Raw genomic sequence first — 14,313 nt, 5'->3', positions numbered from 1 at the left:
TGGGTTGCACTCTCCCCCACTGATTCGTACCCTTGCAGTCCGGTTGGACAATCAGGGAACGCCAGTGAAGCCTTTTTATCTCGGACTGCCGCAGTGGCAGCACCCACAGTGGAAAAAACTGGGGATGAGCACCCTTGCCGATTACGCCCGCTATTTTAACTGCGTCGAAGGCAACACCACTCTCTATGCCCTGCCACGTCCGGAGATCGTTCAGCGCTGGCGTGATATGACCCACGACGACTTTCGCTTCTGCTTTAAATTTCCGGCCACCATCAGCCATCAGGCGGCTTTACGCCAGTGTAGCGACCTTACCGCTGCGTTTTTTGATCTGCTGGAGCCTCTGGCACAGCGACTCGGACAGTACTGGCTACAGCTGCCATCCGCTTTCAGTCCGGCAGATTTGCCCACTTTATGGGCATTTCTGGATAGCTTACCGGATACCTTCAGCTATGGCGTTGAAGTTCGCCATCCACAGTTTTTCGCCAAGGGTGAGGCTGAACAGGCGCTGAATCGGGGGCTTCATCAGCGTGGCGCTAACCGCGTTATTCTGGATACGCGCGGCGTGCATTCAGCCCTTCCCACTACTCCCGAAATTATCGACGCCCAGCGTAAGAAACCTCAGCTCCCCGTGCATGCTGTCATGACGGCAGATCAGCCGATGGTCAGGTTTATCGGCGGTGATGATGAGCAGGCCAACCTGAAGTGGTTCCAGGCCTGGCGGCAGTTGCTGCCGCAGTGGTGTGAACAGGGGCAACCGTGGCTGTTTATTCACACGCCGGATATCGCCTTTGCGCCAAAACTGGTGCAGCGCCTGTGGCCCGCATTGCAGCAGGCCGTTCCGCAGGTGGGAAACATGCCGGACTGGCCGCAGCAGGAGAGCCTCTTCTGAGTAAACGATCTGATTAACCGGACGTGTAATTTAATCACTGAGTGCGATTGGTATGACAGTACCTCCTTTCGCCGCTATTATGACGTAGTTTTTAATGTGCTTTACGGAGTCTGGATGGTCAGCGCACTGTATGTGGTGCTTGGAGCACTGTTTCTGATTAAGTTTTCGCTTGATGTTGTTCGCCTGCGTCGGCTGTACCGGGTGACCCACGGTGACGGCGGGTTTTACGAACTGCAGGTTGCCATCCGCATCCACGGCAACTCGGTGGAAACTATCCCGATCGCCGTGCTGCTGCTGGTGATGATGGAGATGAATGGTGCCGATATCTGGATGCTGCACCTGGTGGGGCTGTTCTTTTTCCTTGGGCGCTACCTGCACTGTTATGGCATGCGAACCAGCACTCTTCTGTGGCGCAAAAACGGCATGATTATCACCCTGCTTTCACTGGTGGCGATGATCCTCCTCAACCTGGTCTTCCTGCCGTGGGATCTGGTTCTTACGCTGCATTAATCCAACGACTGTGGCAGAAAGGATGCGCCCCGCGTCGCTTTCTGCCAGAATACTGCCTTTCCGTTTTTCTCTCGGACTTACCATTATGTCTAACCGCGATATGCTGTTCTCCGCGCCAATTGCCAAACTGGGCGACTGGACGTTTGACGAGCGCGTGGCCGAAGTTTTTCCCGATATGATCCAACGTTCGGTGCCGGGCTATTCGAATATAATTTCGATGATTGGCATGCTGGCCGAACGCTTTGTTCAGCCCGACACTCAGGTTTACGATCTGGGCTGTTCGCTGGGTGCCGCAACCCTTTCCGTTCGCCGTAACATCAAGGTTGAAGGGTGCAAAATTGTTTCCGTGGACAACTCCCCGGCAATGGTCGAGCGCTGCCGCCGCCATATTGATGCTTTCCGCGCGGATACGCCAGTCGAAGTGATTGAAGCCGATATTCGCGACATCAACATTGAGAATGCATCGCTGGTGGTGCTGAACTTCACGCTGCAATTTCTGGAGCCGGACGAGCGCCAGCAGTTGCTGAACACCATATGGAAAGGGTTGCGTCCCGGCGGCGCGCTGGTGCTGTCAGAGAAGTTCAGCTTTGAAGATGCTGATGTCGGCGAACTGCTGTTCAATATGCACCATGACTTTAAACGAGCCAACGGCTACAGCGAGCTGGAGATCAGCCAGAAGCGCAGCATGCTGGAGAACGTCATGCTGACCGACAGCGTTGAAACCCATAAAGCGCGTCTGCGTACTGCCGGATTTGAACATGCGGAACTGTGGTTCCAGTGCTTCAACTTTGGCTCGCTGGTTGCCCTTAAAGCAGGTTCCGCCTGATGGATTTCGGAAACTTTTATCAGCTGATTGCCAAAAGCCCTCTTTCCCACTGGCTGGAGACGTTACCGGGGCAGATTGCCGCCTGGCAGCGCGAGCAGCTGCACGGTCATTTTAAAAACTGGGACCGCTCGGTGGAGCATCTGCCGGTGATGACGCCGGAAACGCTGGATTTACTGCACAGCGTCACGGCAGACAGCAGCCAGTTGAGCGAGCGTCAGCGTGGCGGCATTGAAAAATTGCTGCGAAATCTGATGCCCTGGCGTAAAGGCCCCTTCTCACTATACGGCGTAAATATTGACACAGAGTGGCGCTCAGACTGGAAGTGGGAGCGGGTATTGCCGCATATTTCGCCGCTGGCCGGGCGCACCATCCTCGATGTGGGCTGCGGCAGTGGCTATCACATGTGGCGGATGATCGGCGCGGGCGCGCATCTGGTAGTGGGTATCGATCCGATGCAACTGTTCCTGTGTCAGTTCGAAGCCGTCAGGAAACTGCTCGGTGACGATCAGCGCGCCCATCTGCTTCCGCTGGGCATTGAGCAGCTTCCGGAGTTAAAAGCCTTTGATACGGTGTTTTCGATGGGCGTTCTCTATCACCGCCGTTCCCCGCTCGATCATCTGATGCAGCTGAAGAATCAGCTGGTCAGCGGCGGCGAACTGGTGCTGGAAACGCTGGTGGTTGAAGGTGATGACCATGCTGTGCTGGTGCCCGGTGAACGGTATGCACAGATGCGCAACGTCTATTTTATCCCGTCGGCCGGAGCACTGAAAAACTGGCTCGAGAAGTGTGGTTTTGTTGACGTGCGTATTGCTGATTATTCCATAACCAGTACCGAAGAGCAGCGCCGCACCGACTGGATGACCAGTGAGTCACTGGCTGAGTTCCTCGATCCGGACGATGCCAGCAAAACAGTTGAAGGCTATCCGGCCCCCTTCCGTGCCGTACTGGTGGCGCGTAAACCTTAAGCCTGATCATTTTATTGCGCACAATGCCGTTTTTTAATAAGTGTGCTGAAAGAGAAAGGATTAACCTGGGGACAGCACGACATCTTTTTCATTTACCTGAAAGGAGTCCCCATGAGTAAGTTCGTTTTCTCTTCCCCACGAAAATATGTCCAGGGTGCAGGTGTGATGGCGCAGTTGGGCGAGTACGTGGCTGAATTAGGCAACAATGCTTTTGTCGTCGCCGATGAAATTGTCTGGGGGTTGATTGGTAAAGAGGTGCAGGCCTCTTTACAACAGCACAGCATCGCATTCCACTACCAGCCGTTCAACGGTGAAGCTTCCAAAAATGAAATTACCCGCCTTGCCAGGCTCGCTAAAAGCGGCGGTGCCAGCCTGGTGGTTGGCCTTGGCGGCGGTAAAACCCTCGATACAGTGAAAGCCGTCGCTGATGAACTGAAGCAGCCGGTAGTGATTGTCCCGACCATTGCTTCAACGGATGCACCATGCAGTGCCCTTTCGGTTATTTACTCTGACAGCGGCGTGTTCGAGAGCTACCGTTTCTACAGCAAAAATCCGGATCTGGTGCTGGTGGATACCCAGGTTTGTGCCCGTGCGCCCGTTCGCCTGTTTGCTTCCGGTATTGCTGATGGCCTCGCCACCTTTGTTGAAGCTCAGGCGGTTAAACGCTCACACAGCAAATCAATGGTAAACGGCGATCCCACCATTGCCGGAATGGCCATTGCCGAAGCCTGCGAGAAAACGCTGCTGACCTGGGGTTACAGCGCTTATCAGGCCGTGGAGAAAAAAGTGGTCACTCCGGCCGTCGAAGCGGTAGTTGAGGCCAACACGCTGCTTTCAGGTCTCGGTTTCGAGAACGCAGGGCTGGCAGGCGCACACGCGATACATAATGGCTTTACCGCTATTGATGGCGATATCCACCACCTGACTCACGGTGAGAAAGTGGCCTATGGTACGCTGACTCAGATGGTGCTGGAGCAGCGGCCTGATGAAGAGATTGCCCGCTATGTCCGCTTCTATCGTGCGATCAAAATGCCGACCACGCTGAAGGAGCTGCATCTGGAGCACGAGAGCTGGGAAAATCTGGTTAAAGTGGGTGCGCTGGCCAATAGCGAGGGCGATACCCTGAAGAACCTTAACCCCAATCTGAGTGCCGAAGATATCGCCAACGCCATTCTGGCGGTGGATGCCTTCAGCCAGACCGTGGAGTAACTGCGAAGTTAATTCCTGCCAACCGGGCAGAAGCGAGTCGGCATAAGTGGCCCTTCCCTGAACAACAGCACTGTCAGAGACTGTGCCTGTCACAAATTAAGGGCGCCTGCAAAGTCGCCCTTATCAAACGCTTACTTCCCTTCGCCCTGATCCCAGTATTCAAACTTATAGGCTGCGCTGATGTTCCGGCGAACCTCTCCTTTAGCGAACACCTCAGTTTCATGCGAATAACTCAGCGTACAGTTGTCGTGTTCGTCCCAAAGCTGGCATTCATCCACTGAGGTCAGATCGCTGTTGTCATTGTGGGTCATGGTCAGCAAGCGCTGCTCGCGATCATTCTTGTCGTAGGTCCAGGTCATTTTGTTGGCACCTGAGTGGCTTGAAACCAACTGATTCTTCCGGTTCCAGCGGTAGGTGTATTCGCCATTGGCCTGAGCATCCGATCCTCTTGCCACGCTTTTAATCAGCCGCAGATGCGAATCGTAGGTATTAGTGGTTTCAGTAAACCCTTTTTCACCTTTTAACAGGAATGCGTCGGAAGAGCTGGTAATAGTGCCCTGCTTGCCGACCAGAAAATTGATCGTGCGCTGCTTGCGGTTGACCTCAAACGGCTGACCTTCTTTGATGACAAACACCGACAGGTCATACACCGCTTCCCAGCCGGTGGTCACCCGGACAATGCTTTGCACCATTTTCAGCATCATATTGCCTTCGTTTTTGTCGAAGGTCACATCCGCGCGCTCCAGAACGCCGCAGCGGTCGAACTCGCTGAGAATCCGCTTTTGCTGATCGACATCCTTGCCAAACTCCCCCACCACAACCTGTTTGATTGGCCCTTTCGCCGTACCGCCCAGCAGCAGCAGGCTGTTGCTGTCATTGATCTGCTGAGCATTGCCCGGGCAGTTTGCTGCCCCCAATGCCACATCCGGGGCCAGAGCCGCCAGCAGAACCACACCACCTGCACTCAGCATGATGATTTTCATCAATAATCTCGTCATAGAGGAATGGGGATACTCTAAGTGTAAAAGGCTTTCAGGCGTTAATGAATATTTTCGCCTTTTGCCGCACTTCCTGCCTGGTTGTGAAGGCTACCCGCTGACAATAGCCGCCTGTTTATAATTCCACACAAAACCATATAGTAACCCAGGTCATTCTGCGCGCTGACGAAGTCCTGTTCCGCAACTCTCAGCCAGTTGATTAAACACTAACCAACTCAAGGACAAGTTATGGATGACTACTTAGCGAAGAACCGCTTTTCTGATTATTTTCTGGCTATGGCTAACCTGGAAGCCCACCAGCTTTCAGAGACTGCACGCACTGTTTCATCTATGCACCTGGCGAATCTGATAACCCGGATGCGTTTTATGGACGAAGGACAAAAATTCATATCCTCTCAGATGCAAACTATCCGGGCCGCCACGAACAATGCTGGGCGCTTATCCGCCGGTGCGAAATCAGCACCCTTGATGTTAACGCGCTTACTCAGAAAGCTTATATCGACCATTGCGAATACAGAGCAGCTTGCGGGGCTGGGCCATCAACCCGCTGGCAGGATATGCGGTTTATCGGATCGGTCATCAAATCGGCTAAGCCGCTTTTTGACATAGACGTCAATGTTGAGAACTATCTCAACGCCCGGTACATCATGGCTAAAGCTGGCATGATCACCCCCGGGAAGGTGCGCAGCAGGCGCTCAACCCGCAACGAGTGCGATCGTCTGATAGAAGCGCTCAGAGCGAGAGAAACCACGTCTTACAAAAGCATCCCCTATTCCGAAATCTTTATGTTCTCAATACTCACTTGTATGCGAGTTGGGGAAGTTACCAGGCTTAAATGGAACGATATCGATGTGGAGCAAAAAGCGGTCTTGGTCAGAGACAGGAAGGATCCGCGTAAAAAGATTGGCAATCATATGAAAGTAGCCTAACTGGGCGAGCCTGGGAGATCGTTCAACGCCGCCCGAAAACGGATGATTTTATTTTTCCTTTCAAGAGCCGTACCATCTCCCAAACGTATCGACAGGAACGGGACAAACTTGAGATACCAGATTTGCGTTACCATGACCTACGCAGAGAAGGGATAAGCAGGCTTTTCGAAGCAGGTTTCAGTATTGAGGAAGTTGCGCAGGTCAGTGGCCATCGTTCGCTGAAACTGTTGTGGCAAGTCTCTACAGAGTTGTTTCCTCAGTCCCTGCACAAAAGACTCGACGAACTTCAAAAACAGCGCCTTAGGGATGATGAACGTTAAGTTATCCACCCAATTTAAAATTATCGACAAAATCACTCCCTCTCGCCCGGGCGCTGTCCAGATCCATCAGATAGTGGATCCCAGCAGATAACGACGTTGGCCGCTCCAGCTCCAGCCAGAAGCAATCATCAAAGGTGCGGCCTAAGCAGCCCCCCCCCGCCGCACTCTTTCGGGCGCTGGAAGAACACCCAGCCGCCATCAATAAAATTTTGCAGTGTCTCGCCTCGGTACACCACTTTAAAATTACTGTCTTTGCCGCCCATTTTTACCACCAAATGACTGTATATAAAAACAGTATACTTCAAATCACTTTTACTGGATACGAAAACCCGGGCGTTTCCTATAAAAATTCTCAACACGTATAAGACAAGCCTTGTTATTTTTTACGCCTCAAATTAAATTCTCAAATGACTTCAATATTACAAAATGTAACATTTATTTCTAATTATTTTCCTTTCTCTTGTTTCATTTGAGGAATAAATTCAAACCACCACTTAGTGGTACTTGATCTATAACTACACATAGGGATATAACGATGATGCAATTATCTGTTTCACAATTGACTATGGTTGGCGGAACTGGAAATTTCGCGGATAAATCAACAGGCGGAAGAGTAGACAGCAATTCTAATGGTGGATGCGGTGGAGCACCAAAGAGCTGCGCTAACGATGTTGGCGCGGCGGCTATTATAGGTGCTATTCTTGGCATTCCTGCCGGGCCTGCAGGCATGATTGCTGGCGCAGTCGGTACGGGAGTTGTAACAGGAATAGGGTCTTGCAATAACAGCCCTTACAACAGAAACAGCAACAGTTCAGGCGGCCCAAATTATGGGGGGCAATGCAATTGGTAAAAGAAGAATCATTTAAAGAAGAAAAAAAACATTTATTTAACACAAGCAAAAGCTTTTTTATTATACAAATGTTATGGATTGCTACTTTCTTTGCGCTAATCCCTTACATCAGTCTTAATAGCGAAAACCTTTTAGAGCACCCCGCAGATCTTCTTGCATGGGTATTTATCATAGTCGGTATTCGTGCTTTCTATTCTGGCTGCTTCCGTTGCCTGAAGTGGTATAATAAAAATTAAACTACATAATGAAAGGGCCACAATACGTGGCCTTTTCCGTATGGACTTCTAACAACCCAGCCTAAATCTGTAAAACTTATCTGTTTACAATTCAGCTGCCAAACCACATAGTAACGGTTGTTAATCGGCAACCTGATAATGTCCCTGTTCTGCACAGCAAAGGATGCCGATTAGCCACCTTAAAAACACAAGGATGATGTTATGGATAACTACTTAGCAAAGAACCGCTTTTCTGATTACTTCCTCACAATGGCCAATCTCGAAGCCCGCCAGCTGTCAAACCTGGCAGCGAAGCTGGCCGATCGCCACCTTAAGAATGCTATCGTAAGAAACGATTTTAAAAACGACATACAAAATTTTATTGCCCACCAGCTTCAATCGATCCGTACCACAAAAAATGATTCTGAATGCCGCCAGTGCGTGAGCAACATCAGCAAGAACGCGCCTACCTCAACACGCAGGATCGCCAGCTGGCGATTGGCAGCGCTCAGATTGTTGCCACAGCGCAGCTTGTTGTAAAAAATGGTATATGGGGGTATGTAATTAATGGCGTTGGTGTTGTGCTCAGTGGCCTCCAAATACTCGCAGGACTCGGCGTTGCAATAGCTTCAGTTCCTACAGGTAACATAGTAGGCATAGCTTTTGGAGGGACGCTCGTTCTTCATGGTGCTAATGCACTGGAGGAAAGTGTAGTAAATTTCAAATCAGGCAATGATGATGCAAATGGGCATCTGAAAGAAGGTTATATTTATACGGCAAAACTTCTTGGTTTTGATGAGAAAACCGGCAGGTTAGCTTATAGCTATATGGATTTATTTTTATCAGCTTACGGTATGACACGACTCGCCATGAAACCTGAAAGCTGGAGATTATTCCGTTATATACGTTCTGATTACGTAAGAAACATTAAAAACATGTCGCGCACCGACCTTCTAATTGAAATGGGGAGCGATGCAGCAACAATTAAATCTATTTACATCGATAGTCACAGGTGACGGTTTTTCTTAATAAGGAAGTATGCTTTGGCACCTAGTTTTAATGGTGCCACATACCAAGTAGCTATAAATACAACTAATAATGTGATAGCGACTGCAATGTAATCAGTATCGTCACGAACCAAAAAACCACTTCCGTAAAAGAGAAAAACTATAGCCAGTATTATAACACCACCAATAAATCTTTTTCTCAAATCAATCAAAAGCTCCTGATATGTCGTTGCGTCACGTTCAATTAAGTTTTTCAGGATGGCTATTTCTTTTGAAGTAAACCCTTCATCCGCTAGCTTTTTTTCCATCTCAATGTTATTCATATGTAATCCCTACATAACCTTATCCGTTTCCCATTATCATAGCGTTTCAGGGATAAAGGGCAACAAAAACCCGGTTTGCGCCAGGCCTGATGCTGCTGCTTATGATCCGGGGACAAATAAAATCAACTAGTAGCAGAAATAACGTTCTGGCCTGTAAAAGAAAAAAAGCCCCATCAAAACGATGGGGCCTGGTACTTGCAAACATCACGTCGCTGAACTGGCGTGCTGCGCGGCAAAACCGGTTGTCAGGCGACTCTGACTGGCGAACTGTGAGACATCGCGACTTTCATGGCTTCCACCATATCACTGTCCACGCAGGTTCGGCTGAATTCATCGGTTTCCGCCACGGAACTCATCGAAACACCTGCTTTACGATAGCGCATAGGTGAGGCGACACGCTGACTGGCTGAGCTGTGAAGCTCGCTCAGACCAGCATCAATAAACTTTTGCAAATTGCTGAGGCGCACACCTGCGCCAGCCATGATGATTGGACCACGGGTGACGCGATTAAGTTCCTTCAGCAACATCAATCCGCTTTCCGCACTCTGCTGCTGTCCCGACGTCAGGATGCGTGCAACCCCTAAATCGGTCAGCTGTTGCAGCGCCACTATCGGACTGTGACAGAGATCGAAAGCCCGATGGAATGTCACCGCCATGCCTTCACAAAGTGCCATCACCTGCTGCATTCGCGGCAGATCAATATGGCCGTCAACGTCAAGCAATCCAACCACCAGCCCGGGAAAACCCAATTCCCGAATAAAGGCTATATCCGATTTTATTTCATTAAATTCGGTATTGGTAAAGCAAAAATCCCCGCCGCGCGGTCGCACTATGGGGTGAACCGGAATGGTGACCGCCTCGCGCACCTGTATCAGGCTACCGGCAGAGGGAGTTAACCCTCCTTCAGAAGGGGCGGCGCACAATTCTATACGATCGGCTCCCGCTTTCTCGGCGGCTGAAGCACAATCGACTCCATAGCAGCATACTTCCAGTTTTAGCATCCCATCCTCCTGTTAATGACTGCTGGCTGGTTGTGTAAATGAGTCCCGATGTTTAGTCTGACTGAAGAACTTAAGATTTATATTAACGGGAATCACTAACATGGCATGCAATTTTGACCAACGGATAGATCGCCGTCACAGCGATAGCCTTAAATGGCAGAAATATGGCGATCGGGACATTCTGCCATTATGGGTAGCCGACACCGATTTTCGTTCTCCTGAGTGCATTATTACGGCACTAAAGCAGCGCGTCGAACACGGTATTTTTGGTTACGGCAGTCCACCCGCTGAGTTAATCGACGTGGTGATCGCCCGCATGGCAGAACGCTACCAGTGGCAAATAAATCCAGAATGGCTGGTATTTTTACCCGGCGTGGTCAGCGGGCTGAATATCGCCGTACGCGCCTTTACTGACGAGCATCAGGGGACTATCGCACCCACCCCCATTTATCCGCCGTTCCGCTCTGCGGCTAAACTCGCTAACCGCAGCCAGTTGAATGCCCAGATGCGGCTGGAAGGAGAGCGCTGGGTCATGGATCTGGCCGCCCTCGCTCCTCAGATGACCGGCAGTGAAAAACTGCTGATGCTCTGTAATCCCCATAATCCGGGCGGCACCGTCTATCGTCGGGAGGAGCTTGAAGAGCAACTGCGCTTTGCCCGGCAGCACGACCTGATTGTCTGCTCCGATGAAATCCACTGCGATCTGTTGCTGGAACCAGGTGTGAAGCACATTCCGTTTGCCAGCCTGAGTGAAGATGCCCAGCAGCGCTCGGTCACCCTGCTCTCGCCTTCCAAAACCTTCAACATTGCGGGCCTGGGCGCTTCGCTGGCCATCATTCCGGATAAGGAGTTACGCCGCCGCTTCACCGCCGTGCGTCAGGGTATCGTACCCGGCGTCGATATCCTGGCTTTCGTTGCCGCCACAGCGGCCTGGAAAGAGGGCCAGCCGTGGCTGGATCAGCAGATCGACTACCTGCGTGACACCCGCGATTTACTGACTCAGCGAGTCAATGAAATCGGTGGACTGTCGCTGATCGCACCGGAAGCCACATATCTTGCCTGGATTGATGCCAGCGAGCTGGGGGTTGCCAGCCCTGCGCTGTTCTTTGAACGTCACGGGCTGGGGTTTTCCCCCGGGCGTGATTTCGGTGACGATGCTTTTGTCCGCTTCAACTTCGGCAGCACGCGCGATCTGGTCAATGAGGCGCTACGCCGGATGGAGAACGCGGTCAGAACTCTGCCGCGTACCAACACGTTATAACTCACTCTCCACAATCTCTTTCAGGCTCCAGGGATGGAACTTGATGGTGACCCTCCCGTCAGACAGTGCCAGGGTGGGATTAGGCAAACTTTCCCCCTCGCCTTTTGGCGCACTGTTTTTGATTGAAATCTCCGGTTCTGTCAACCCTTCATCAGAGCAAAGCGCCAGCGCACGGGCTGCCAACCCGGCTTCCTCACCCCGTAATACAATTTCGATATGCTCCCAGCCTTCATGGCGATAGCGCTTCTCTCCCGGCCAGGGAAGTTCAACAACGCTAATTTTCCAGGGGCCAATCAGCAGTGGAGTGGCCAGGTCGAACAACGCTATCGGTCTGCCGTTGATCTCTTTCTCTGAAAGCAGCACTCCATGCTGTAAAAAACCTTGTTTCCAGCGTTCTGCCGTGGTGTTTTGATGACATCGTACTGCAATATGGTCCACTTCCAGCCCGGAGAGATCCACTCCTAAACGGTTTGCCAAATCGTAAATGGATTGTAAAAAAAAGGGCAAATCATTAGCCAGATCGCTTAATTCATCGGCAATTGTAGCCTCAAACATCGTCATTCCTCTTCATTACTGTAATAACTCTGAACATTAAGTTTTTCTTATCGGAACGATACAGATCCAGTAAAACCTCTGCCAAACCCAAGACGGCCCTGCCAACAGAGTAAAATTAATGCGAATTAATCGGATTTTCTCAGTTTTAACTGGCTCAGATCCAGTTTTTTATTTGGAAAATAGTTCTTAACTTAATGTTTTAGTGTAGTTAAATTTATACAATGCGACTTATCCTAAATCATTGTCACTGGATTGTGAGGTAGTCTGGATTCTTATAGATTTGTCCCGAACCTCTCACAAGGAATAGCAAAATGCTAATGTTGATACTTGTCGCAGTGCTAATCGTTATGATGGGCTTTGCTCTGGTACGCCACTGGAAGGTGCGTAATCACAAAACCACCATCGCGAGCCCACATCGGCCTAACCGCCGTCGTTCTTAATTCTTTTGGGCGGGACGCAGACTCAGCACTGTTTCCCGCCATCCCTTCAGGTTCCTGGATAACTGCAGTTAAAATGCAGTATACTTTTCCCCTTATTTTTTAGCGGTGTCAGACGGTGGCAGAATGTCTCGCTGTCGGACATCGTACAGAATGACGGCCTGTACTTCACGGCGCAGGTCTTTTTCAGCATATAAGGTAACCCGGTGAATATTCAGGCTCTTCTCTCAGAAAAAGTCAGTCAGGCGATGATCGCAGCAGGGGCTCCGGCCGATTGCGAGCCGCAGGTTCGTCAGTCCGCTAAAGCGCAGTTTGGTGATTATCAGGCAAACGGCATGATGGCCGTGGCGAAAAAACTGGGTAAGGCGCCCCGACAACTGGCTGAAGAAGTGCTGACTCATCTGGATCTGCAGGGCATTGTCAGCAAGGTTGAGATTGCCGGACCCGGCTTTATTAACCTGTTTCTTGATAAGGAGTGGATCTCCGCACAGGTTGACAGCGTGGTGAATGCCCCGCGCCTGGGCGTCACACCAGTAACTCCTCAGACAGTGGTTATCGACTATTCTGCGCCTAACGTCGCAAAAGAGATGCACGTCGGGCACGTCCGCTCCACCATCATCGGCGATGCTGCGGTTCGTACGCTGGAATTTCTGGGTCACAATGTAATCCGGGCTAACCACGTGGGTGACTGGGGTACGCAGTTTGGTATGCTGATCGCATTCCTGGAGAAGCAGCAGAACGAACATCACGAAGAGATCGCGTTGGCGGATCTGGAAGTCTTCTACCGTGAAGCGAAGCGCACTTACGACGAAGATCCGGTCTTTGCAGAGCGTGCCCGTGGTTACGTGGTTAAGCTACAGGGCGGCGACGAATATTGTCGTAAAATGTGGAAGAAACTGGTCGACATCACCATGTCGCAAAACCAGCTGATCTATGACCGCATGAATGTCACCCTCACCTGTAAAGATGTGATGGGTGAAAGCCTGTATAACGATATGCTGCCTGGCATTGTCGCAGACCTGAAGGCTAAAGGCCTGGCGGTGGAAAGCGAAGGTGCCACCGTGGTGTTCCTCGACGAGTACAAAAATAAAGACGGCGATCCGATGGGCGTCATCATCCAGAAAAAGGATGGCGGCTACCTCTATACCACCACCGATATCGCCTGCGCCAAATATCGTTATGAGACGCTGCATGCCGATCGCGTGCTCTATTACATCGACTCCCGCCAGCATCAGCACCTGCAACAGGCGTGGACTATCGTCCGTAAAGCCGGTTATGTGCCAGAGTCAGTGCCGTTAGAACACCATGCCTTCGGTATGATGCTGGGTAAAGACGGTAAACCGTTTAAAACTCGCGCCGGTGGCACCATCAAGTTGTCCGACCTGCTGGATGAAGCCGCTGAGCGTGCCATCAGTCTGGTCAGCGAAAAGAACCCGGATATGCCTGCTGATGAGCTCACAAAGCTTGCCAACATTGTGGGTATTGGCGCGGTTAAATATGCCGACCTGTCCAAGAGCAGGACCACTGACTACATCTTCGACTGGGATAACATGCTGGCCTTTGAAGGTAACACTGCGCCTTACATGCAGTATGCCTACACCCGCGTGCTCTCGGTTTTCCGTAAGGCCGGGATTGATGAAGCTTCAGTGACCGGGAAAACAGCTATCGGAGAAGATCGTGAAGCGGCGCTGGCCGTGCGTCTGCTGCAATTTGAAGAGACGATCACTCAGGTTGCCCGTGATGGTACGCCGCACGTGATGTGTGCCTATCTGTACGATCTGGCCGGTCTGTTCTCTGGTTTCTATGAACACTGCCCGATTCTGGCTGCGGAAGATGAAGTGACGAAGCAGAGCCGCCTGAAGCTGGCGCTGCTGACGGCGAAAACCCTGAAACAGGGTCTGGAAACGTTAGGGATTGAAACCGTAGAAAGAATGTAAACCTGTCAGCTACGTGGTGAGTCGGAGAGATCCGATTCACCACAGTTTAAGCGGGCATGTTCGCAGGGCGGAATTGACTCC

17 protein-coding genes are annotated in these 14,313 nt (G+C 51.1%); 13 read left to right on the top strand and 4 right to left on the bottom strand.

Annotated features, from left to right (window positions below):
• Positions 1-64 precede the first annotated feature (64 nt).
• The 5 genes from GSQ70_RS23810 (at position 65) to GSQ70_RS23790 (ending at position 4,399) form a co-directional block, all read left to right on the top strand.
• On the top strand, positions 65-889 hold the full coding sequence (locus GSQ70_RS23810; protein WP_158784825.1) for a DUF72 domain-containing protein: 825 nt from the start codon (positions 65-67) through the stop codon (positions 887-889).
• A gap of 114 nt (positions 890-1,003) precedes the next feature.
• The gene (locus GSQ70_RS23805; RefSeq protein WP_158784824.1) at positions 1,004-1,399 is read left to right on the top strand and encodes an MAPEG family protein; all 396 of its coding nucleotides are present in this window, start codon (positions 1,004-1,006) and stop codon (positions 1,397-1,399) included.
• 85 nt (positions 1,400-1,484) lie between these two features.
• Positions 1,485-2,225, top strand: coding sequence for a carboxy-S-adenosyl-L-methionine synthase CmoA (gene cmoA, locus GSQ70_RS23800; protein WP_158784823.1), 741 nt, complete (start codon positions 1,485-1,487; stop codon positions 2,223-2,225).
• Positions 2,225-3,190: a tRNA 5-methoxyuridine(34)/uridine 5-oxyacetic acid(34) synthase CmoB gene (gene cmoB / locus GSQ70_RS23795; RefSeq protein WP_199257304.1), complete on the top strand. Its 966-nt coding sequence runs from the start codon at positions 2,225-2,227 to the stop codon at positions 3,188-3,190. The genes cmoA and cmoB overlap by 1 nt, the downstream gene beginning before the upstream one ends.
• Positions 3,191-3,301: 111 nt before the next feature.
• Positions 3,302-4,399 (top strand): glycerol dehydrogenase, encoded by a 1,098-nt coding sequence (locus tag GSQ70_RS23790; protein WP_158784822.1) that lies wholly within the window; start codon positions 3,302-3,304, stop codon positions 4,397-4,399.
• Between the two features lie 131 nt (positions 4,400-4,530).
• On the opposite strand, the gene GSQ70_RS23785 is transcribed toward GSQ70_RS23790, so the two are convergent.
• Positions 4,531-5,382 (bottom strand): hypothetical protein, encoded by an 852-nt coding sequence (locus GSQ70_RS23785; protein WP_158784821.1) that lies wholly within the window; start codon positions 5,380-5,382, stop codon positions 4,531-4,533.
• A gap of 243 nt (positions 5,383-5,625) precedes the next feature.
• Here GSQ70_RS23785 and GSQ70_RS23780 point away from each other — a divergent pair, with 243 nt between their 5' ends.
• From GSQ70_RS23780 to GSQ70_RS23760, 6 genes are all read left to right on the top strand, one after another.
• A complete protein-coding gene (locus GSQ70_RS23780) occupies positions 5,626-6,006 on the top strand; it encodes a hypothetical protein (RefSeq protein WP_158784820.1) in 381 nt (126 codons plus the stop codon).
• A complete protein-coding gene (locus GSQ70_RS26530) occupies positions 5,955-6,326 on the top strand; it encodes a tyrosine-type recombinase/integrase (protein ID WP_370521098.1) in 372 nt (123 codons plus the stop codon). Before GSQ70_RS23780 ends, GSQ70_RS26530 begins: the two co-directional genes overlap by 52 nt.
• A gap of 855 nt (positions 6,327-7,181) precedes the next feature.
• A complete protein-coding gene (locus tag GSQ70_RS23770; RefSeq protein WP_370521097.1) occupies positions 7,182-7,496 on the top strand; it encodes a hypothetical protein in 315 nt (104 codons plus the stop codon).
• On the top strand, positions 7,484-7,732 hold the full coding sequence (locus GSQ70_RS23765; RefSeq protein ID WP_158784818.1) for a hypothetical protein: 249 nt from the start codon (positions 7,484-7,486) through the stop codon (positions 7,730-7,732). Before GSQ70_RS23770 ends, GSQ70_RS23765 begins: the two co-directional genes overlap by 13 nt.
• A gap of 201 nt (positions 7,733-7,933) precedes the next feature.
• Entirely contained in the window at positions 7,934-8,251 is a 318-nt protein-coding gene (locus GSQ70_RS26190; protein ID WP_233268480.1) for a hypothetical protein, read from the top strand.
• Positions 8,149-8,727 carry a DUF4225 domain-containing protein gene (locus GSQ70_RS23760; RefSeq protein ID WP_233268479.1) on the top strand — a complete coding sequence of 193 codons (579 nt, stop codon included), beginning with the start codon at positions 8,149-8,151 and terminating at the stop codon, positions 8,725-8,727. The genes GSQ70_RS26190 and GSQ70_RS23760 overlap by 103 nt, the downstream gene beginning before the upstream one ends.
• Here GSQ70_RS23760 and GSQ70_RS23755 read toward each other — a convergent pair.
• Both GSQ70_RS23755 and cutC read right to left on the bottom strand, forming a co-directional pair.
• Positions 8,718-9,041 (bottom strand): hypothetical protein, encoded by a 324-nt coding sequence (locus tag GSQ70_RS23755; protein ID WP_158784817.1) that lies wholly within the window; start codon positions 9,039-9,041, stop codon positions 8,718-8,720. The genes GSQ70_RS23760 and GSQ70_RS23755 overlap by 10 nt on opposite strands.
• A 245-nt stretch (positions 9,042-9,286) precedes the next feature.
• Positions 9,287-10,042: a copper homeostasis protein CutC gene (cutC, locus tag GSQ70_RS23750; protein WP_158784816.1), complete on the bottom strand. Its 756-nt coding sequence runs from the start codon at positions 10,040-10,042 to the stop codon at positions 9,287-9,289.
• 100 nt (positions 10,043-10,142) lie between these two features.
• Between cutC and GSQ70_RS23745 the strand changes: the two genes are divergently transcribed.
• Positions 10,143-11,303: a MalY/PatB family protein gene (locus GSQ70_RS23745; protein WP_158784815.1), complete on the top strand. Its 1,161-nt coding sequence runs from the start codon at positions 10,143-10,145 to the stop codon at positions 11,301-11,303.
• On the opposite strand, the gene GSQ70_RS23740 is transcribed toward GSQ70_RS23745, so the two are convergent.
• Positions 11,298-11,858 (bottom strand): VOC family protein, encoded by a 561-nt coding sequence (locus tag GSQ70_RS23740; protein ID WP_233268477.1) that lies wholly within the window; start codon positions 11,856-11,858, stop codon positions 11,298-11,300. The genes GSQ70_RS23745 and GSQ70_RS23740 overlap by 6 nt on opposite strands.
• Positions 11,859-12,501: 643 nt before the next feature.
• On the opposite strand from GSQ70_RS23740, the gene argS reads away from it, so the two are divergent.
• Positions 12,502-14,232, top strand: a complete 1,731-nt coding sequence (argS, locus tag GSQ70_RS23735; protein ID WP_158784813.1) for an arginine--tRNA ligase — start codon at positions 12,502-12,504, stop codon at positions 14,230-14,232.
• Positions 14,233-14,313 lie beyond the last annotated feature (81 nt).

The organism is Pantoea sp. BAV 3049, assembly GCF_009765445.1.
In the GTDB taxonomy this organism is placed as follows: Bacteria; Pseudomonadota; Gammaproteobacteria; order Enterobacterales; family Enterobacteriaceae; genus Erwinia.
The sequence above is the reverse complement of the archived record's forward strand: the minus strand, read 5'-3'. Positions and strand labels throughout refer to the sequence as shown.

Bases quoted from the DNA above. Each gene is read 5' to 3' on its own strand.
- GSQ70_RS26190 (WP_233268480.1), top strand. From the start codon at position 7,934: ATGGATAACTACTTAGCAAAGAACCGCTTTTCTGATTACTTCCTCACA.
- GSQ70_RS23805 (WP_158784824.1), top strand. From the start codon at position 1,004: ATGGTCAGCGCACTGTATGTGGTGCTTGGAGCACTGTTTCTGATTAAG.
- GSQ70_RS23765 (WP_158784818.1), top strand. From the start codon at position 7,484: ATGCAATTGGTAAAAGAAGAATCATTTAAAGAAGAAAAAAAACATTTA.
- GSQ70_RS23740 (WP_233268477.1), bottom strand. From the start codon at position 11,858: ATGTTTGAGGCTACAATTGCCGATGAATTAAGCGATCTGGCTAATGAT.
- GSQ70_RS23790 (WP_158784822.1), top strand. From the start codon at position 3,302: ATGAGTAAGTTCGTTTTCTCTTCCCCACGAAAATATGTCCAGGGTGCA.
- GSQ70_RS23755 (WP_158784817.1), bottom strand. From the start codon at position 9,041: ATGAATAACATTGAGATGGAAAAAAAGCTAGCGGATGAAGGGTTTACT.
- GSQ70_RS23770 (WP_370521097.1), top strand. From the start codon at position 7,182: ATGATGCAATTATCTGTTTCACAATTGACTATGGTTGGCGGAACTGGA.
- cutC (WP_158784816.1), bottom strand. From the start codon at position 10,042: ATGCTAAAACTGGAAGTATGCTGCTATGGAGTCGATTGTGCTTCAGCC.
- cmoB (WP_199257304.1), top strand. From the start codon at position 2,225: ATGGATTTCGGAAACTTTTATCAGCTGATTGCCAAAAGCCCTCTTTCC.
- GSQ70_RS23785 (WP_158784821.1), bottom strand. From the start codon at position 5,382: ATGAAAATCATCATGCTGAGTGCAGGTGGTGTGGTTCTGCTGGCGGCT.
- GSQ70_RS23780 (WP_158784820.1), top strand. From the start codon at position 5,626: ATGGATGACTACTTAGCGAAGAACCGCTTTTCTGATTATTTTCTGGCT.
- GSQ70_RS23745 (WP_158784815.1), top strand. From the start codon at position 10,143: ATGGCATGCAATTTTGACCAACGGATAGATCGCCGTCACAGCGATAGC.
- cmoA (WP_158784823.1), top strand. From the start codon at position 1,485: ATGTCTAACCGCGATATGCTGTTCTCCGCGCCAATTGCCAAACTGGGC.
- GSQ70_RS26530 (WP_370521098.1), top strand. From the start codon at position 5,955: ATGCGGTTTATCGGATCGGTCATCAAATCGGCTAAGCCGCTTTTTGAC.